This window comes from Halomonas sp. JB37 (assembly GCF_002332255.1).
GTDB classification, from domain to species: Bacteria; Pseudomonadota; Gammaproteobacteria; order Pseudomonadales; family Halomonadaceae; genus Vreelandella; species Vreelandella casei.
The window spans coordinates 641,732-659,280 of the sequence record NZ_NRGW01000001.1 but is presented as its reverse complement, the minus strand read 5'-3'; the positions used below and the strand labels follow the sequence as shown (position 1 = coordinate 659,280).

Below are 17,549 nucleotides of genomic sequence, written 5' to 3'. Positions count from 1 at the left end.
GAGAAAAATTGGCTGGGTGCGACGATTTTGCCACGCGGTAAGCCGCTCTCGCGCCTATCTTCACGTACAACTTCAAGTACAATTACCCCCATACAATGCGGGCAAATTTCTTAAGAGCAAGTGTTTATGACGACTACACCGTTGAAAAATGATCGTTTTCTTCGCGCGCTGGCGCGTCAGCCCGTGGATCGCACGCCAGTATGGATGATGCGTCAGGCTGGCCGCTATCTGCCAGAATATCGCGCCAGGCGGGCCGATGCAGGCAGTTTTATGGACCTGTGCCGCAATCAAGACCTGGCCTGCGAAGTAACGCTCCAGCCGCTGGAACGCTATCCATTGGATGCGGCTATCCTGTTTTCGGATATTTTAACCATTCCGGATGCGATGGGGCTTGGCCTGTACTTTGAAACTGGCGAAGGCCCTAAATTTCGTAAAACGGTACGCACGCAGGCAGACGTTGACGCGCTGAGCGTGCCCGATGCCGAGCGCGACCTAGATTACGTGATGCGCGCGGTGTCGACTATTCGCCACGAGCTGAACGGGCGCATGCCGCTGATCGGGTTCTCTGGCAGCCCCTGGACACTGGCGACTTACATGGTGGAAGGCAGCTCTAGCAAAGATTTCCGCCACTTGAAAACCATGCTCTATGACACGCCAGACACTCTGCACCAGCTGCTGGATACGCTGGCGCAGTCGGTGACCGACTATCTGAATGCGCAGATTCGTGCGGGTGCCCAGGCGGTGCAGATTTTTGATACCTGGGGTGGCGCGCTTTCAACACCTGCCTACCTTGAGTTTTCGCTGCGCTATATGAAGCAGATCGTGGCGGGGCTGATCCGCGAACACGACGGACGCCGCGTGCCGGTGATTCTGTTCACCAAAAACGGCGGCCAATGGCTGGAGCACATCGCCGATGCCGGTGCCGATGCGCTGGGTATCGACTGGTCCACCGAGCTTTCCGATGCTCGCGCTCGCGTTGGTCATAAAGTCGCGCTACAAGGCAACCTGGACCCCAACGTGCTGTTTGCCCGCCCCTCGGCAATTCGCACAGAGGTTGCTCGCGTGCTTGAAAGCTACGGCCATGGCCCTGGCCACGTGTTTAACCTGGGCCACGGCATCAGCCAATTTACGCATCCGGACAACGTCACCGCCTTCATGGAGGCGCTGCACGAGCTAAGTCCGCAGTATCACCAGGACATTTCGACCCCATCCAGCCTCACGCACCCAGGAGCCAATTGATGAGCGAATTACGCGACGACCAGTGGTTTACCGAAGTCTTTGATAGCCACGGCAGCGCTTTCTCACTGAAGATTTCTGAAAAGCTGCTGGATGTACAGAGCCCGTACCAACACTTGGAAGTCTACGCCACCGAGACCTACGGCAACTTAATGGTGCTGGATGGCTGCGTGATGCTGACGGATCGCGATAATTTTCTTTATCACGAGATGATTGCGCACCCGGCGCTGTTTACCCATCAAGATCCTAAGCGTGTAGTGATTATTGGCGGTGGCGACTGCGGCACCTTAAAAGAAGTGCTGCGCCACCCTGGCGTTGAAAAGGTCACCCAGATCGATATCGATGAAGAGGTTACCAAAGCATCACAACGCTTCTTCCCATCGCTGGTGGCGTCGAATAACGACCCGCGGGCCGAGCTGCTGTTCGCCGATGGCGTGAAGTGGGTCGACGATGCACCGGATGAGAGCATCGACGTGTTAATTATCGACTCCACCGACCCGGTTGGCCCCGCCGAAGGGCTGTTTAAAACTGACTTCCTAAAGCGCTGTCACCGCATTTTGAAAAGTGGCGGCGTAATGGTGCAACAGAGCGAGTCGCCGCTTTATCACAGCGGGTCGATCATTCGCGAACTGCGCCACGATATGCAAGAAGCCGGATTTGATAGCGTTGCTACGCTGCCCTTCCCGCAGCCGGTGTATCCCTCAGGCTGGTGGAGCGTGACGCTGGCCGGTAAATTGATCGACGTTAATGCGTTCCGTGAACAGGATGCCGCAAGTCACGACCTGCCGCTGGAGTATTACAGCGTTGATGCCCACCGTGGCGCGCTCGTGCTACCGCCGTTTATGCGCAAGGCATTCGCGGCCGAGTAAATAACGCCTTTAGCCCTTCGTTTTACCACTGCCCATCTTGTTCTGCCCTAGAAAGGTGCAAGAGCAAATGGGCAGTCTCATTTTTTGCACCTAGACGTTCGTCTCGAATTCGTTGATTAGCGTTGAAAAGCGCTGAATTAGCCCCTGTACCCTTGTTGGCATCTTACTTGCTAGGTTTAGTTACATGCTCCGGCATGCGTGATTCTGGGAATTCAGGATTCTAATTGATTCAAGGGGAACTACATGTTGAACAAAAAACACCTCGTGCTACTAGCGTCTGCTGGCTCAATGACGTTAGCGGGAATAGCAACGGCTCAAGCAGACGTCTTAGAAGATACCATCGAGCGCGGGGCCGTTCAGTGTGGCGTGAGTGACGGCCTGCCTGGCTTTTCAGCACCGGATGGCGACGGTAACTGGCAAGGCCTGGACGTTGATGTATGCCGCGCAGTCGCCGCAGCGGTTCTCGGCGATGCTGACGCAGTGAACTATATCTCCCTTAACGCCGTTGAGCGCTTTACCGCTCTTCAGTCGGGCGAAGTGGATGTCCTTTCGCGCAACACCACCTGGACCACTACTCGGGATACCACCCTGGGCCTAAATTTCGCAGGGGTTAACTTCTACGACGGTATCGGCTTCATGGTTAGCCGCGACCTTGGCATTAACGGTGCAATGGAACTTGATGGCGCGGCTATCTGCATCCAAACGGGCACCACTACCGAGTTGAACGTAGCCGATTACTTCCGCGCCAACGATATGGAATTTGACCCCATCGTTTTCGATACCTCTGAGCAAACCGTTGGCGGCTTCCAGGCCGGGCGCTGCGATGTATTGACCTCCGACACCTCTCAGTTAGCAGCGCTGCGTATCCAGCTTGATGACCCCGAAGGTGCGGTCATTCTGCCTGAGATTATTTCTAAAGAGCCGCTTGGCCCCGTCGTGCGTCAAGGCGATGACACGTGGTTTAACATCGTTAAGTGGTCGCTGTTCGCGATGATTAACGCCGAAGAATACGGCGTGACCAGCGAAAATGCTGAGGAAATGCTCAACTCTGAAAATCCGGACGTGGCTCGCCTGCTCGGCCAAGACGGTAACTATGGCGAAGGCATGGGCTTAGAGGCTGACTGGGCTTACAACATTATCAGCCAGGTCGGTAACTACGCTGAAAGCTTTGAACGTAACGTAGGCATGGGCTCTCCGCTTGAAATTGAGCGCGGTGTGAACGCTCTTTGGAACGCCGGTGGCTTCCAGTACGCTCCTCCGATTCGCTAAGCGTCTCGCTTGACCCTGGCCCGCCGACTTTTCCAATCTCCATTTCAAGGAATGGGCGGGCCATCTGATTGACCTTCCGTGTAGCGGAGACGCCATCCATGTCGGTAAGACCCAACATTCGCCCCGTCGGCCACAAGCCGCCGTTTTGGCGAGATCGCGCGAAGCGCGCGCTTATTTTCCAAATCATTTTGGTCGCCGTTGTCGCGGCTTTTCTGGCCTACATCATCCACAATACCCAAGCCAACTTAAATGCTCGGGGCATTACCACCGGCTTTGGATTTTTGAGTAACACGGCGGGCTTCGGCATTGTTCAAAGCCTGATCGATTACTCCTCGCAAAGCTCCTACGGCCGCACCTTCGTGGTTGGCTTGATCAATACGCTGCTGGTCGGCGGGCTGGGCGTCATCGCCGCGTCCATTATTGGCTTTACCGTCGGCATAGCGCGATTGTCACCCAACTGGCTGATCGCACGTTTAGCCAACGCCTATATCGAAACGTTTCGAAACATTCCCGTGCTGCTGCAGATCTTTTTCTGGTATTTCGCGGTACTGCGCACGCTGCCCGGCGCCCGAGATAGCATGGCCTTTGGTGAAGCGTTCTTTCTGAATGTTCGCGGGCTTTATCTACCCCAGCCGCTGTTTGAATCCGGTTTTGGGCTGATTCCCGCTACGTTTGTAGTCGCGATCATTGCCAGCATCGCACTGATTATTTGGAACAGGCGCCGTCATGAAGCCACCGGCAAACGCCTGCCCGCCGGTTTGATATCGCTGGTGATCATTTTTGGCCTGCCGTTGCTGGTGCTAATCGCCACCGGCGTACCGGTCACCTGGGAAATGCCTGAACTGCGCGGCTTTAATTTCCGAGGCGGCATTACCATCATTCCCGAATTCCTGGCGCTGTGGCTGGCACTGTCTATCTATACCGCATCGTTTATCGCTGAAATTGTGCGCTCAGGTATTCAAGCTATTCCCCATGGACAGACGGAAGCGGCACAGGCACTGAGCTTGCCGCGCAAATTGGTATTACGTCTGGTGGTCATTCCACAGGCCATGCGCGTCATCATTCCGCCGCTCACTAGCCAATATCTCAACCTGATTAAGAACTCCTCACTGGCCACCGCCATCGGCTATCCCGACCTAGTGTCGGTGTTTGCCGGCACTACGCTCAATCAGACCGGTCAGGCAATCGAAGTTATTGCCATGACCATGGCGGTTTATCTTGTCATCAGCTTGCTGGTGTCCATGTTCATGAACTGGTTCAACGCTCGCGTTGCGCTGGTTGAACGCTAGGCCGGAGGCGACACCATGATTCACAACAAAGACACCATCCCTCAGCGTCCGGCGCCTAAAGGCACGATTGGCCCGATCGCCTGGCTGCGCGGCAACCTGTTCAATGGGCCCGTCAATAGCATCTTCACGCTCTTGGGGCTGTATGTGCTGTATCTATTGGTCGTCCCCACGATTCAATGGGCCTTTATTGATGCTGACTGGGTGGGTTCCAGCCGCGAAGACTGCTCTCGAGCAGGCGCTTGCTGGGTATTCATTAACGCGCGTTTTTCACAGTTCATGTACGGCCTATACCCCAGCAGCGAGTACTGGCGGCCCAATATTGTGTTTGCCATGTTTGCGGCCATTATTGCCTGGATGGTCATTCCACGCCTGCCGTTTAAACGTTGGGTGGCGCTATTGGCTCTGCTGGTATTCCCGGTGATCGCCTACGTGCTTCTACACGGCGGCTACTTTGACCTGCCGCGTGTTTCAACGCATCGCTGGGGCGGTCTGATGCTGACGCTGCTATTGGCCACCGTCGGCATGGTAGGGGCACTGCCTATTGGCATTGTATTAGCGCTCGGGCGACGCTCGAACATGCCTATCGTCAAAACGTTCTGCGTGATTTTTATCGAGTTTTGGCGCGGTGTTCCGCTCATCACCATTTTGTTTATGGCCTCGGTGATGCTGCCCCTGTTCCTACCTTCAGAAATTAGCGTGGATCGCCTTGTGCGTGCCCTGATCGGCTTAACGCTGTTCCAGAGTGCCTATATGGCGGAAGTTATTCGCGGCGGCCTACAGGCCATCCCCAAAGGCCAGGACGAGGCCGCAGCGGCGTTAGGTATGACCTATTGGAAACGTATGGGCCTGATCGTCATGCCTCAGGCGTTAAAAATGATGATCCCCGGCATCGTTAATACGTTTATCTCACTGTTTAAAGACACCACTTTGGTCATGATCATCGGGTTGTTTGACCTGCTGGGCATCGTGCAAGCGGCGCTTTCCGACTCGAACTGGCTGGGCTTCTCGCTTGAAGGCTATGTCTTTGCCGCATTCGTGTTCTGGATTTTCTGTTTCAGCATGTCGCGCTATAGCCAGTACTTAGAGCGCAAGCTCAATACCGGCCATCAGCGCTAACGCCGCTTCCCACTTTTTTAACATCCGTTTTAGCATCTGTTTTAACACCCGATTTTGAGCAGGATGACAACATGACACAAGCAGCCACCAACGCTTCTGACCTGATGGTCGAGATGCGCAACGTCAACAAGTGGTACGGCGATTTCCACGTACTGCGTGATATCTATCTGGAAGTAAAACGCGGCGAGCGTATCGTGGTATGCGGCCCTTCGGGCTCAGGAAAATCAACGTTAATTCGCTGCATCAACCATCTTGAAGAGCATCAAAAGGGTGAAATCGTGGTGGGCGGCATACCGCTTACCCAGGATGTGAAACGCATCGAGCAGATTCGCCGCAGTGTCGGCATGGTATTCCAGCACTTCAATTTGTTCCCACATCTAACGGTACTGGAAAACTGCTGTATCGCACCGATGTGGGTACAAAAGAAGCCGCGCAAAGAGGCCGAAGCACTGGCGATGGAGTACCTAGAGCGGGTGCGCATTGCCGAGCAGGCCACTAAGTATCCGGGACAGCTTTCAGGCGGCCAGCAGCAGCGTGTGGCGATTGCCCGCTCGCTGTGTATGCATCCCGACGTGATGCTGTTTGACGAGCCTACCTCTGCACTTGACCCTGAGATGATCAAGGAAGTACTCGACGTTATGGTCGAGCTTGCGGAAGAAGGTATGACCATGATCTGTGTTACTCACGAAATGGGCTTCGCCAAAAAAGTGGCTGACCGGGTGATCTTTATGGACCAAGGGCAAATTATAGAAGAGAACGCGCCTGAACCCTTTTTCAACAACCCCCAGTCAGAGCGGACCCAGCTGTTCTTAAGCCAGATTCTGGGCCACTAGCCAATTGGCGAATATGCATGCTTTTTGACGCCTATATTTCGCTCACTTATGCGCGCCTAGCGGCGTAATACTGGCTGGCATCAACGGCGTTTGCTGGCGATGCTGGCTCAGTGGCTTTTCAGCTAGTGCGGTCAATAGGATTTGCAACGGATCACCGTGGCTAACCAGCAAGATCGTTTCTCCGCTGACCTTTTGCTCCCACTCACGGATCACCGCCTGCATACGCTCGGCAACGCTGCTAACGGCTTCAATCTGGTGCTGTTGATGCTCGGCATCCTGAGCATCTAATGCCCATACGCGGGGATAATGCTCATCCCCCTGCCCGTCTAACTCACCGAAATGGCGTTCTCTTAAACGCGTATCCACGCTGAGGGCTAGTCCAAACGCAGCGGCCACGCGAGCAGCGGTCTGGGTAGTGCGTAGGAAATCAGAATGAATAACGCGCGTGGGCCTAGGCCACTGCCAGTCGACCACCACCTGGGCAAGCTGCTGCTCGCCATGTTCGGAAAGGCCAAAATCGGCGACCCCGCGCTCAGGCGAACTAATGATCAGCCCTTGCTGATTCGCCTGGCTATGACCGTGACGCATTAATAAATAGCGGTTACGCCAATGGTCTGAGAGTGACTGTAAAGTATTTGACATAAGTTCGTCTTAAACCCTAAATTGAAGGTGTCTGTTTTCGGAAATAACCATTCTTCGTGCAAAATGTCCACTTACGAAACGTAGTTTGCGTCGTCTCAAGTGAAAACCACGAAGATTACAAAGCGAAATAACTACTCAGTTTTCAAAGACACGCTGCATTCAAAGACGCATCAAGCAGTAAAAAGCAGCAAGGCTTTAATAAAACAGCAAGACACAAAAACAACGCACAAACGAGGCTTACTATGGCAACTTCGCTTTTCTGCAAGCGCCCGCTTGCAATGCTGACAGCGGCATCCCTGCTTCCGCTAGCCCTGCTGTCTACCCACGCCTATGCGGAATGTGAGCGTGGTGATTTAGACGCCATTTATTGTGATGAAAATGGTGATATGGTCGCCGACCTACCCGCTGATGAGGCGGAATGGGCCAACCCAGATACGCTGATTTTTGCCTACACGCCGGTCGAAGATCCCGCGATCTATACCGATATCTGGCAGCCGTTCATTGATCATCTAGCAAAGGTCACCGAGCGCGACGTACGCTTTTTCGCGGTGCAGTCTAACGCTGCCCAGGTAGAGGCTATGCGCAGCGGCCGGCTACATATCGCCGGCTTTTCCACCGGCCCCACGCCTTTTGCAGTTAACCTAGCGGGTGCCGTTCCCTTCGCGCTGATGGGGTCAGATGACGGGCAGTTTGGCTACACGTTACAGCTGTTTACGCACGTGGACTCCGATATTCACGAGCTGGCAGATTTAAAAGGCAAGCGCGTCGCCCACACATCGCCAACGTCCAACTCGGGCAACTTAGCGCCCCGCGCACTGCTGCCTGAGCTTGGCATTACCCCGGATGAAGACTACGAAGTGGTCTATTCAGGCAGTCACGATCAGTCGATGCTTGGCGTTGTGGCGAAAGATTATGATGCCGCCCCCGTCGCCTCTGAAGTGGTTGATCGGATGGCCGCACGAGGCCTATACGATGCCGACGACGTGCGCTTGATCTACGAGTCTGACCGCTTCCCCACCACCTCCTATAACTACGCTTATAACTTAGATCCCGCTTTAGTCGAAAAAATAGAAGAAGCCTTTTTCACCTTTGACTTTGCTGGCACCGAGCTTGGCGAAGAGTTCGAAGGCGTCGAGAAGTTTATTCCTATCAACTACAAAGATAACTGGCAGGTGATTCGCACCATCCAGGCAGCTAATAACGTGAGCTATACGCCCGAAAACCTGGAAGAGTAAAACGTAACGCACCGCTACTGGCGGTGCGGTTATTTTCTCGACGATGGAAGCGAACACATGCTGGAAATTACCAATCTGGTCAAACGTTATGGCCACGATGAAGCCGTACTTAAAGGGCTTGACCTAAAGGTAGAAGGAAACAGCGTTGTTTCTATTGTAGGCGCCTCAGGTGCAGGCAAAAGCACCATGCTGAGATGTATCAACCGTCTGGTCGAGCCGACCTCCGGCTCTATCAAACTCAACGGCACTGAGCTTGTGAATTTGAAAGGCGGCGATTTACGTCGCGCTCGGCGCAAGATTGGCATGGTGTTCCAAGGCTTTAACCTGTTAGATCGCTTAACCGTGATGGAAAACGTGCTGGCCGGCCGGCTAGGCTACGTCAATCTCTACCAGGCGATTTCACGTCGCTACCCGCAGGAAGACATTGAACGCGCGTTTGTGCTGATGGAGCGCGTCGGTATTGCCCATTACGCCAATAAGCGCGCTGATGAGCTTTCTGGTGGCGAGCGCCAGCGTGTCGGCGTGGTACGTGCGCTGATGCAAGAGCCTGAAGTCCTGCTGGCCGATGAGCCCACGGCCTCATTGGATCCGCGCACGTCTGAGCAGATTATGATCTTGCTGCAAAGTCTGGCCAGCGAGCTCTCACTGCCAGTGTTGATTAATATCCACAACGTCGCTCAGGCAAAAACCTACACCGAACGGATTGTCGGTTTACGCCACGGCAAAATGATTTTTGATGGCCTGCCCGCGGACTTCAATAAAGACGCCTTAGATGCCATCTACGGGGGCATTGAAGCGCCAGACGATGCCATCACGGATACGCCCGTCGAGGAGCGCTCCCATGACTCCGCCTGACGCTCATCCAGCGACACCCCGAATGTGGAAAAAGCCACCGTTTATCGCTAACCCTCTGCTGCGCTACGGGCTAATCATTGTCGCAGCGGTGTACTTGGTGTGGGCCTTTGGCTCGCTGCCATTCAACTGGGCGCGTATTTCTGAAGGCTTACCCCGCGCTGCGCGCATATTTAGCGGCGGCTTCCCTCCTAATCTTGAGCGCTATGGTCTCCTCATTACAGGGTTTAAGGAGAGCTTTCAAATCGCTATTTTGGCCACCCTGCTAGGGGTTTTTCTGTCGATTCCCTTTGCGGTGATGGCCGCACGCAATATCGCTCCGATGCCTATTTATATCATTGGAAGAGCGGTGATTATTATATCGCGCAGCTTTCATCCGGTGATTGTGGCGATCCTCTTTGTGGCCGCCGTTGGTTTTGGCCCGCTGGCAGGTATTCTCACGCTTACCCTCTACTCGATTGGCTTTGTAGGCAAACTGCTCGCTGAGGAAATCGAAGAGATTAACTGGGGCCAAGTGGAAGCCATGAAGGCCGCCGGGGCAGGCTATGTCGCCATTCTGTTCTATGCGGTATTCCCACAGATTCTGCCGCGCCAAGTGGGCCTTTCGATGTATCAACTCGACAGCAACTTGCGCGCCTCTGCGGTCGTAGGGATTGTCGGTGCTGGTGGCATTGGGGGCACGCTAATGAATGCCTTTGGACGCTACGACTACGATTTCGCCTTTGCGATTTTGCTCATTATCATCGCGGTCATTTTGCTCAGTGAAGGTGTCAGCGGCTGGGTAAGGAAAAAAATATGGTAGATCACGCACAGCAGCTTGCCGATCGCATTTGGCAACGCTATGACCGCAAACAGCGCCTTACTCGCTACGCCGTACTGCTCGCCACCGTCATGCTGGTGGTGTGGGCCGTGCGCGATATTGATATTTTCTGGCCCTGGGTATGGGACGCACCGAATCAAATCTCCAACCTGGGCGCGCGCATGTGGCCACCCAGTGCAGCGGGTTTCAACAGTATTATCGCAGCGCTGATCGAGACCGTGCATATCGCGACGCTGGCCACTTTCCTAACTATTTTTTTAGCGCTACCGGTGGCTTTCATTGCCGCTCAAAACACCACGCCAAACCGTGCGTGCCTATGGTTGGGGCGTTTCATACTCGTCTCCAGCCGCTCGGTGAATACCATCATCTGGGCGCTGCTGTTTGTGGCCATTTTTGGCCCCGGCGTGTTAGCGGGCATTCTCGCCATCGTGTTTCGCTCTATCGGTTTTATCGGCAAGTTGATGGGCGAAGCCATTGAGGAGATCGACCGCAAGCCGGTTGAAGCGATGGAAGCCACCGGCGCGTCCAAAGCCAAGGTGATTGCCTATGCGATTGTGCCGCAAGTCATGCCCGCCTTTTTTGCCATTGTGATACTGCGCTGGGACATCAACATCCGTGAATCGACGGTGTTGGGGCTTGTTGGTGCGGGTGGCATCGGGGTTATTTTGCAGGGCGCTATTGATACTTTCGCTTGGCCAACCGTGGCGACGATATTGATTGCGATCATCGTGTTGGTGCTGATTGGTGAGGCCATTACCAGCCTTCTACGTAGCAAGGTGCTGTAGAAGATTGTGCAAGCGTTTGACCTATCGTCAAACGCTTGCCATGGTTAAAGCACCATCAATGACCAGGAGGATGCACAGTGATGACAACCTATATTGTGGTAGCCGACGCCGCTCGCGCGCGTATCTTTACGCGTGATGCGCTGACGCTGGAGGAGCACGAAAGCCTGGTTCACGCACAAGGACGGCTGCACGAAGGAGATCTGGTCACCGATCGGCGAGGCGATGTGCACGACTCTACCTCCACCACGTCACGCTCAGCTGGAGAAGAAGGCTCGGCCTCCAAGCACGAAAACGAGCTCTTTGCGAAAGAGGTTGCCAACCGCCTTTATAACGCCCGTGTGGATAACAGCATGGAGAAGCTCATCTTGGTGGCACCGCCCAAATTCTTAGGCCTGCTACGCGACAAAATCGATGGCCCCACTCAGAAATTGGTCATTCACTCACTCTCGAAAGATCTTAGTAAAGCGTCACTTGAAGATATCCAGGCTGCCGTCAGCGATTTACGCTAAGCGAACAGTTAAGCAATCATTTAAACGATTAAGGAATCGGCGGCAGCGAGATATCGTCGCTGCGTTTGGCGCCGGCCGTCATCTCACGGCAGAGGCGTAGAAACTCGCGTACGCCCGTCGTGAGATATTTATGCCGGTGCCAGATAAACGTGAATTGGCGCTTTAGATCCAACTCCGGCGTGGGCAGCGGTACTAAGCTGCCGCGCCTAAAGGCATCGCGCAGCGCCAGTCGCGAAACGCAGCCAATGCCTAAACCCGACTCCACGGCACGCTTAATACCCTCAGTATGTTCAAGTTCCAGCAGGGTATTGAACCGGCTGCGCCGATGGCGGGCGGCGTGCTCAAGCGTCATACGCGTGCCGGAGCCCTCTTCGCGCATGATCCAGTCCTCACGCAACAGCTGCTCAAGCTCAAGATGCTCCAGGCCTGCCAGCGGGTGGCGCGGCGAGCAAAAGACACACAGCTCGTCTTCTACCCACGGCTGGCTAATGATCATGTCATCGTCGCACTGCCCCTCAATCAGCCCTAAATCCAGCGAGTGCTGGCGCACGCCTTCGATAATATGGCGGGTATTGCGCACCGCCAGGCGCACGCGGCTGCCGGGATGGCGCTGCATAAAGTCACTGATTAAAAGAGTGGCCAAATAGTTACCTATCGTCAGCGTGGCCCCCACATCCAGCGACCCCACACCCTGCTGCCCGCGTAGCAGCTCTTCTATCTCTTCTCCGCGGTCTAGCAACGCGACGGCCTTGGGCAATAGCTGAAACCCCAGCGCGTTAAGCTTTAAGCGCTTACCCACTCGGTCCAGCAGTTGGCAGTCAAACTGGCGCTCCAGCTCAGCCAGCGATGTACTGGTCGCTGACTGCGACATCACAAGCGCCCGCGCCGCCTGGGAAACGCTTTCATGCTGAGCTACCGCCACAAATACTTCCAATTGACGCAGGGTGTAGTGCATAAATCCGACCTATATCTATTTTACAGATAAGAGTTATCAATATAATTTGCTTAACAGATATATCACTGTTCACTTAGAATTACCGGCAACATATTTAATCATTTTTATTCTTTTTAAGAATAACGCTGCGGCAGTTTAGTCACCGCACCGGCTAATGGAGATTCGCATGAGCAAGTTTGCCCTAGAAGAAGTCCTCAGCGTTCACCACTGGAACGACACGCTATTTAGTTTTCGCACCACGCGTGAGCGCAGCCTTCGCTTCAAAACGGGTCAGTTTGTAATGATCGGTCTGGAAGTCAACGGCAAGCCGTTAATGCGTGCTTACTCGATTGCCAGCCCCAACTATGAAGACCACCTAGAGTTCTTCAGCATCAAGGTGCCCGATGGCCCGTTAACGTCACGCTTGCAGCACTTACAAGTGGGCGACCAGATTATGGTTAGCCGCAAGCCCACTGGCACGCTGGTCTGCGACGATCTGTTGCCGGGCCGCAATCTGTATATGCTTTCTACCGGTACGGGTCTCGCGCCCTTTATGAGCCTGATTCAAGACCCTGAGGTTTACGAGCGCTATGAAAAAGTGGTGCTGATCCACGGCGTGCGTGAAGTCTCTGAATTAGCCTATGCCGACTTCATCACCAAAGAGCTACCGGCCCACGAGTATCTGGGCGAGGATATTGCTAAAAAGCTGGTTTACTACCCCACCGTCACCCGTGAAGAGTTTCACACTATGGGGCGCCTGACCGACCACATCCGTTCGGGCAAGCTGTTTGAAGATACCGGCCTTCCGCCCATTGATCCGCGCCAAGACCGCGCGATGATCTGCGGCAGTCCTGCGATGTTAGACGACACCAGCGCCTTACTTGATGAGCTGGGGCTGAATATTTCGCCGCGCATGGGCGAACCCGGCGACTACGTGATCGAGCGTGCCTTTGTTGAAAAGTAATATGTTGGAAAGTGCTAAATAGTGAATAGAAATAATTCTTTACGTCATCACTACTAGCTCATCAGCATTACGACAAAGCCCCTGATGGAGATGCTCCACAGGGGCTTTGTGCTGCTTATCACTCACGATTTACAAAGTGCTACTCAATCGTTTAAACCGCGTCTTTGCCCGTTTCACCGGTACGAATGCGAATGACCTGCTCTAGCGGCATGACAAAGATTTTCCCATCACCAATTTTACCCGTATTAGCGACCTGGGTAATGGCGTCAATGACCTGTTCCGCCATATCGTCGTCCACCGCGACTTCCAGCTTCACTTTAGGTAGGAAATCCACCACATACTCAGCGCCGCGATAAAGCTCGGTGTGGCCTTTCTGACGGCCAAAGCCCTTAACTTCCGTCACCGTAATGCCCTGTACGCCGATCTCGGAGAGAGACTCGCGCACGTCGTCTAACTTAAATGGCTTGATAATAGCAGTGATCAATTTCATTACGAGAATCCTCTCTAACTAGGTGGCCGTGATGGGCTTTGCTGTGCGGCGGCGGATGGCCCGCTAACGACCAGCATACACCGCTATGGGAGGAGAATAAAAAAGCCTCCCCAAAAGGGGAGGCCATGAGAACAACACTTGCTCATTTAGGTGCCTTGGAATTGCTTTTTGGCGCCACCTAATTATTTTTTAACACTAAACTCTGGGTAAGCTTCGAGACCACACTCAGCGATATCGACACCCTCATACTCTTCTTCTTCACTAACGCGCACGCCCATGATCGCTTTGAGAATAAGCCATACCACGAGGCTAGCAAGAAAGACCCAGGCAAAGATGCCCACAATGCCTATGATCTGGGCACCAAAGGTTGCATCGGCGTTGTTCAACGGCACTGCTAACACGCCCCAGATACCGACCACACCATGAACCGAGATAGCGCCGACAGGATCATCCAACTTCAGCTTGTCCAGTGTCACGATGGCAGCGACAACGATGATGCCGCCTATCGCGCCAATCATCGCCGCGCTCAAAGCAGAAGGAGAAAGCGGATCAGCAGTAATCGCCACAAGGCCCGCCAATGCACCGTTTAACGCCATGGTGAGGTCCGCTTTACGGAACCACAGTTTAGCCAGAATAAGCGCGGCAATGACGCCACCCGCAGCGGCCGCATTCGTGTTCACGAACACCTGTGCCACGTTGTTAGCGGAACCGATATCCGACATTTTTAGCTCTGAGCCACCGTTAAAGCCAAACCAGCCCATCCACAGAATCAGTGTGCCTAGCGCCGCCAGCGGCATGTTGGCACCGGGAATCGCATGAATCGAACCATCTTTACCGTATTTACCTTTACGTGGTCCTAGCACCAATACACCGGCCAGCGCAGCGGCGGCCCCTGCCATGTGCACAATGCCCGAACCGGCATAGTCAGAGTAGCCCGCTTCAGCCAACCAACCACCGCCCCATGTCCAGTAGCCAGATACTGGATAGATCACCGCGGTCATGACAACCGCAAAGGCCAGGAATGCCCACAGTTTCATGCGCTCAGCCACCGCACCAGACACAATCGACATGGCCGTTGCGACAAACACAACCTGGAAGAAGAAGTCTGCTCGCATGGAGTAATACGGTGCATCGTCGCCACCTGCAGTGACGGCATCAACGCTGTTTTCGGCACCAATCAAGAAGCCCAGGTTTGGCAAGAAGCCACCGGCAGAGCTTGAGTACATGATGAAGTAGCCAACCAGCAGGTACATGGTGCAGGCAATAGCAAACAGCGCGATGTTTTTGGTTAGAATTTCTGCGGTGTTTTTTGAACGCACCATGCCCGCTTCAAGCATGGAGAAACCAGCGGCCATCCACATGACGAGCACGCCGCAAATTAAGAAGTAAAACGTATCGAGTGCGTAGCTAAGATCAGCCAATTCATTCATTGTTAGTTCCCCGTTGAACTAAAAAAGTACCCTGTGAGTGCGGTTTAAACGGCGTCTGCGCCGCGTTCACCGGTACGAATACGGATCACGTCTTCTAGCGGCGTCACAAAGACTTTGCCGTCGCCAATCTTGCCGCTGTTAGCAGCGTTACAGATCGCATCCAGTACGCCCTCTAAGCGATCATCGTCTACGGCCACTTCCACTTTCACTTTGGGTAGAAAATCGACCACATACTCGGCACCGCGATACAGTTCGGTATGACCTTTCTGACGACCAAAGCCTTTTACTTCGGTAACGGTAATGCCCTGCACGCCGTTATCGGCGAGTGCTTCACGAACGTCGTCGAGCTTGAATGGCTTGATGATAGCGGTGATGAGTTTCATCCCGGATCTCCCCTGCTGGATAAGTCCTGCTAGATTAGTAGCGGCGCAGCCGCCAGAATAAGCACCTGAACCGTTAATGCGCATACTGTGCCAGCTGACTTTTTTTTATTTACAATCAGTCAATTAAAGCAATAAACAATGGTTTTAAATGGCCGATTTTGCGTAAAACCATTACCGCAACAGGCCTGGCGCACCAAAAAAGAGCGTAAGCAAACATTGCCTGCCCTATTTAGATGCAAATCACCTACAAGACAGTAAACGCACGCGGCACATGCGAATTCGCCCACTGTTGCGTATCCTTACCGGTAAGCAATTACCTTTTATGTATGACTCATTAGGAGAGAGCCATGGCGCCTCAAGACCGTATTAGCCGACTGGCCCAGCAGATTGGCGACCGCTTACAGAACGCATCTCAAGCGCCGGAAGATATTCAAAAAGGCGTACAGCAAGTGGTTCGCAGCGCTTTTGATCGCCTGGAGCTAGTCTCACGCGAAGATTTCGATATTTTGATGGATGTCGTGCAGCGCACACGGACGCGTGTCGAAGCGCTGGAACGCCAGGTGGCAAACTTGGAAGCGGTGATTGAAACGCAGCAGGCCGCAGCGCCGTCACCCACGGCGCCTTTACAAGCGTCAGAACATTCTTCACAAGATGCGGCGGCCGTGAAAAAGCCTGCCGCTGGCGACGCGTAACACGACGATAAGTAATCCGTTGAGCGGCGGTCTGATGGCCGCCGCACAGCTCAACAACAGCAGAGGCTAGTAACATCTGCTAATTTATAATAATGAGAACATTTATCATTGCGTTTTAGGCTGCCAATGATTACGATCACCGCCAATAACGATCTGTTCTCTGGATACTTCATGCAACGCTCCCTCATTGTAAGCACCGATGCCAACTCTCACATCGTTAACCCCGGCCACGCTTAGCCAGCTGGGGCATAAATTCGGCATCGACTACTTACACCCTGGGGAGGCGTCTGACTGCCCGCTTGCACACGGCAGCGTCAGCGATTTGTCGCTGCCTCCTGCACTGCACCTCACGCTGTCGGATCTTGAGGTTCGTCATCGCTATCTCTCGCGCTCAACTCAGTCCGTGCCATGGTTTATGTGTGTGGTTATGGATGGCCGTATTAATATCAGTCAAGGCCAGACACGTCTCACTATCGGTGCCGGCCAAGGGCTGTGCGCGCATTTCACCCCGCAGGCACCGCTGGTTGTCGAACAGCCCGCTCAGGTGCGGCTGCGCACGCTGAATATTGCCGTTCTGGCAACCGCTCCCTATGCGCTACCAAGCGCACATGAGCCACAGCTGCGCACCTGGACACTGCCTCCGGCGCTCTTTACACAGCTACTTGCCACAAGCGAATATCCGCTGGACGACTGGCGCCAGTCGCTGCTTTGGCATGGCCTTTCGCTACAGCTACTTGGCTATGGACTACCTACGCCGTCCCCCTTCAGCTTCCCACTGCCCCCCGGTCTTAAAGCGCGAGAGAGCGAGCGACTCGCCCAGCTGCATGAAACCCTGTGCAACCACCCGATGGCCGAGTACTCACTTAAAGCGCTGGCGCGCAGCATGGCCATGAGCCAGAGCAGCCTGCGCCAAAAATTTCGCGACCGATACGGCTGCACCATCTTTGATCATTTACGCCGATGCCGCCTTCAAGAGGCCTATCGCCAATTAGAAAACGATCACAGCGTCCAACAGGTCGCCCACGCCTGCGGGTATTGCCACGCCACTAACTTTGCGACCGCCTTCAAGCGGCAGTTTGGTATCGCCCCAACGGCGGTCATTAGCCGCGGCTAATGGTTTTCCCTACCCGCAATGTGGGTATCTTTGCGCAGCAAGTTCCTTCGCATCCCGCTTTTTTGTCATATCCAATAGCTTCTTTGT

Annotated in this window: 19 protein-coding genes; 14 read left to right on the top strand and 5 right to left on the bottom strand. The window is 54.1% G+C overall.

Annotation, left to right across the window (positions count from 1 at the left end):
- The first annotated feature begins 126 nt into the window (after positions 1 to 126).
- The 6 genes from hemE to CIK78_RS03225 all read left to right on the top strand — a co-directional run bounded on the left by hemE (position 127) and on the right by CIK78_RS03225 (position 6,612).
- The gene (hemE, locus tag CIK78_RS03250; protein ID WP_096277167.1) at positions 127 to 1,239 is read left to right on the top strand and encodes a uroporphyrinogen decarboxylase; all 1,113 of its coding nucleotides are present in this window, start codon (positions 127 to 129) and stop codon (positions 1,237 to 1,239) included.
- Positions 1,239 to 2,105: a polyamine aminopropyltransferase gene (speE, locus tag CIK78_RS03245; RefSeq protein ID WP_096277165.1), complete on the top strand. Its 867-nt coding sequence runs from the start codon at positions 1,239 to 1,241 to the stop codon at positions 2,103 to 2,105. The genes hemE and speE overlap by 1 nt, the downstream gene beginning before the upstream one ends.
- Positions 2,106 to 2,348: 243 nt before the next feature.
- The gene (locus CIK78_RS03240; protein WP_096277163.1) at positions 2,349 to 3,374 is read left to right on the top strand and encodes an amino acid ABC transporter substrate-binding protein; all 1,026 of its coding nucleotides are present in this window, start codon (positions 2,349 to 2,351) and stop codon (positions 3,372 to 3,374) included.
- A gap of 98 nt (positions 3,375 to 3,472) precedes the next feature.
- A complete protein-coding gene (locus CIK78_RS03235) occupies positions 3,473 to 4,663 on the top strand; it encodes an amino acid ABC transporter permease (RefSeq protein WP_096277161.1) in 1,191 nt (396 codons plus the stop codon).
- Positions 4,664 to 4,678: 15 nt separating this feature from the next.
- On the top strand, positions 4,679 to 5,779 hold the full coding sequence (locus tag CIK78_RS03230) for an amino acid ABC transporter permease (RefSeq protein ID WP_096277159.1): 1,101 nt from the start codon (positions 4,679 to 4,681) through the stop codon (positions 5,777 to 5,779).
- Positions 5,780 to 5,850: 71 nt separating this feature from the next.
- Positions 5,851 to 6,612, top strand: coding sequence for an amino acid ABC transporter ATP-binding protein (locus CIK78_RS03225; RefSeq protein ID WP_273543214.1), 762 nt, complete (start codon positions 5,851 to 5,853; stop codon positions 6,610 to 6,612).
- A gap of 42 nt (positions 6,613 to 6,654) precedes the next feature.
- Here the strand turns inward: CIK78_RS03225 and CIK78_RS03220 are convergent, their stop codons facing one another.
- Complete coding sequence (locus CIK78_RS03220; RefSeq protein ID WP_096277157.1) at positions 6,655 to 7,254, bottom strand: histidine phosphatase family protein; 600 nt, start codon at positions 7,252 to 7,254, stop codon at positions 6,655 to 6,657.
- A 242-nt stretch (positions 7,255 to 7,496) separates the two neighbouring features.
- Between CIK78_RS03220 and phnD the strand changes: the two genes are divergently transcribed.
- The 5 genes from phnD (at position 7,497) to CIK78_RS03195 (ending at position 11,455) form a co-directional block, all read left to right on the top strand.
- Entirely contained in the window at positions 7,497 to 8,489 is a 993-nt protein-coding gene (gene phnD, locus CIK78_RS03215; protein ID WP_096277155.1) for a phosphate/phosphite/phosphonate ABC transporter substrate-binding protein, read from the top strand.
- Between the two features lie 57 nt (positions 8,490 to 8,546).
- A complete protein-coding gene (gene phnC / locus CIK78_RS03210) occupies positions 8,547 to 9,344 on the top strand; it encodes a phosphonate ABC transporter ATP-binding protein (protein WP_096277153.1) in 798 nt (265 codons plus the stop codon).
- Positions 9,331 to 10,143: a phosphonate ABC transporter, permease protein PhnE gene (phnE, locus tag CIK78_RS03205; protein WP_096277151.1), complete on the top strand. Its 813-nt coding sequence runs from the start codon at positions 9,331 to 9,333 to the stop codon at positions 10,141 to 10,143. The genes phnC and phnE (CIK78_RS03205) overlap by 14 nt, the downstream gene beginning before the upstream one ends.
- Positions 10,137 to 10,946 carry a phosphonate ABC transporter, permease protein PhnE gene (phnE, locus tag CIK78_RS03200; protein ID WP_096277150.1) on the top strand — a complete coding sequence of 270 codons (810 nt, stop codon included), beginning with the start codon at positions 10,137 to 10,139 and terminating at the stop codon, positions 10,944 to 10,946. The genes phnE (CIK78_RS03205) and phnE (CIK78_RS03200) overlap by 7 nt, the downstream gene beginning before the upstream one ends.
- Positions 10,947 to 11,026: 80 nt before the next feature.
- Positions 11,027 to 11,455 (top strand): host attachment protein, encoded by a 429-nt coding sequence (locus tag CIK78_RS03195; protein ID WP_096277148.1) that lies wholly within the window; start codon positions 11,027 to 11,029, stop codon positions 11,453 to 11,455.
- 28 nt (positions 11,456 to 11,483) lie between these two features.
- On the opposite strand, the gene CIK78_RS03190 is transcribed toward CIK78_RS03195, so the two are convergent.
- Positions 11,484 to 12,410: a LysR family transcriptional regulator gene (locus tag CIK78_RS03190; protein WP_096277146.1), complete on the bottom strand. Its 927-nt coding sequence runs from the start codon at positions 12,408 to 12,410 to the stop codon at positions 11,484 to 11,486.
- A 166-nt stretch (positions 12,411 to 12,576) separates the two neighbouring features.
- Here CIK78_RS03190 and CIK78_RS03185 point away from each other — a divergent pair, with 166 nt between their 5' ends.
- On the top strand, positions 12,577 to 13,353 hold the full coding sequence (locus CIK78_RS03185) for a ferredoxin--NADP reductase (RefSeq protein ID WP_096277144.1): 777 nt from the start codon (positions 12,577 to 12,579) through the stop codon (positions 13,351 to 13,353).
- A 151-nt stretch (positions 13,354 to 13,504) separates the two neighbouring features.
- Here the strand turns inward: CIK78_RS03185 and glnK are convergent, their stop codons facing one another.
- The 3 genes from glnK to CIK78_RS03170 all read right to left on the bottom strand — a co-directional run bounded on the left by glnK (position 13,505) and on the right by CIK78_RS03170 (position 15,656).
- Positions 13,505 to 13,843 (bottom strand): P-II family nitrogen regulator, encoded by a 339-nt coding sequence (gene glnK / locus CIK78_RS03180; RefSeq protein WP_096277142.1) that lies wholly within the window; start codon positions 13,841 to 13,843, stop codon positions 13,505 to 13,507.
- A 182-nt stretch (positions 13,844 to 14,025) separates the two neighbouring features.
- Positions 14,026 to 15,273, bottom strand: a complete 1,248-nt coding sequence (locus tag CIK78_RS03175) for an ammonium transporter (protein WP_096277140.1) — start codon at positions 15,271 to 15,273, stop codon at positions 14,026 to 14,028.
- 44 nt (positions 15,274 to 15,317) lie between these two features.
- On the bottom strand, positions 15,318 to 15,656 hold the full coding sequence (locus tag CIK78_RS03170) for a P-II family nitrogen regulator (protein WP_096277138.1): 339 nt from the start codon (positions 15,654 to 15,656) through the stop codon (positions 15,318 to 15,320).
- A 347-nt stretch (positions 15,657 to 16,003) separates the two neighbouring features.
- Between CIK78_RS03170 and CIK78_RS03165 the strand changes: the two genes are divergently transcribed.
- Positions 16,004 to 16,348 carry an accessory factor UbiK family protein gene (locus CIK78_RS03165; protein WP_096277136.1) on the top strand — a complete coding sequence of 115 codons (345 nt, stop codon included), beginning with the start codon at positions 16,004 to 16,006 and terminating at the stop codon, positions 16,346 to 16,348.
- A gap of 199 nt (positions 16,349 to 16,547) precedes the next feature.
- Positions 16,548 to 17,462, top strand: a complete 915-nt coding sequence (locus tag CIK78_RS03160) for an AraC family transcriptional regulator (RefSeq protein ID WP_096277134.1) — start codon at positions 16,548 to 16,550, stop codon at positions 17,460 to 17,462.
- Positions 17,463 to 17,549: the final 87 nt, after the last annotated feature.

Excerpts from the sequence above, each read along its gene's own strand:
- CIK78_RS03235 (WP_096277161.1), top strand. The coding sequence starts at position 3,473 with ATGTCGGTAAGACCCAACATTCGCCCCGTCGGCCACAAGCCGCCGTTT.
- hemE (WP_096277167.1), top strand. The coding sequence starts at position 127 with ATGACGACTACACCGTTGAAAAATGATCGTTTTCTTCGCGCGCTGGCG.
- CIK78_RS03225 (WP_273543214.1), top strand. The coding sequence starts at position 5,851 with ATGACACAAGCAGCCACCAACGCTTCTGACCTGATGGTCGAGATGCGC.
- CIK78_RS03230 (WP_096277159.1), top strand. The coding sequence starts at position 4,679 with ATGATTCACAACAAAGACACCATCCCTCAGCGTCCGGCGCCTAAAGGC.
- CIK78_RS03185 (WP_096277144.1), top strand. The coding sequence starts at position 12,577 with ATGAGCAAGTTTGCCCTAGAAGAAGTCCTCAGCGTTCACCACTGGAAC.
- phnE (WP_096277151.1), top strand. The coding sequence starts at position 9,331 with ATGACTCCGCCTGACGCTCATCCAGCGACACCCCGAATGTGGAAAAAG.
- phnD (WP_096277155.1), top strand. The coding sequence starts at position 7,497 with ATGGCAACTTCGCTTTTCTGCAAGCGCCCGCTTGCAATGCTGACAGCG.
- CIK78_RS03175 (WP_096277140.1), bottom strand. The coding sequence starts at position 15,273 with ATGAATGAATTGGCTGATCTTAGCTACGCACTCGATACGTTTTACTTC.
- speE (WP_096277165.1), top strand. The coding sequence starts at position 1,239 with ATGAGCGAATTACGCGACGACCAGTGGTTTACCGAAGTCTTTGATAGC.
- CIK78_RS03165 (WP_096277136.1), top strand. The coding sequence starts at position 16,004 with ATGGCGCCTCAAGACCGTATTAGCCGACTGGCCCAGCAGATTGGCGAC.
- phnC (WP_096277153.1), top strand. The coding sequence starts at position 8,547 with ATGCTGGAAATTACCAATCTGGTCAAACGTTATGGCCACGATGAAGCC.
- glnK (WP_096277142.1), bottom strand. The coding sequence starts at position 13,843 with ATGAAATTGATCACTGCTATTATCAAGCCATTTAAGTTAGACGACGTG.
- CIK78_RS03220 (WP_096277157.1), bottom strand. The coding sequence starts at position 7,254 with ATGTCAAATACTTTACAGTCACTCTCAGACCATTGGCGTAACCGCTAT.
- CIK78_RS03195 (WP_096277148.1), top strand. The coding sequence starts at position 11,027 with ATGACAACCTATATTGTGGTAGCCGACGCCGCTCGCGCGCGTATCTTT.
- CIK78_RS03240 (WP_096277163.1), top strand. The coding sequence starts at position 2,349 with ATGTTGAACAAAAAACACCTCGTGCTACTAGCGTCTGCTGGCTCAATG.
- phnE (WP_096277150.1), top strand. The coding sequence starts at position 10,137 with ATGGTAGATCACGCACAGCAGCTTGCCGATCGCATTTGGCAACGCTAT.
- CIK78_RS03160 (WP_096277134.1), top strand. The coding sequence starts at position 16,548 with ATGCCAACTCTCACATCGTTAACCCCGGCCACGCTTAGCCAGCTGGGG.
- CIK78_RS03170 (WP_096277138.1), bottom strand. The coding sequence starts at position 15,656 with ATGAAACTCATCACCGCTATCATCAAGCCATTCAAGCTCGACGACGTT.
- CIK78_RS03190 (WP_096277146.1), bottom strand. The coding sequence starts at position 12,410 with ATGCACTACACCCTGCGTCAATTGGAAGTATTTGTGGCGGTAGCTCAG.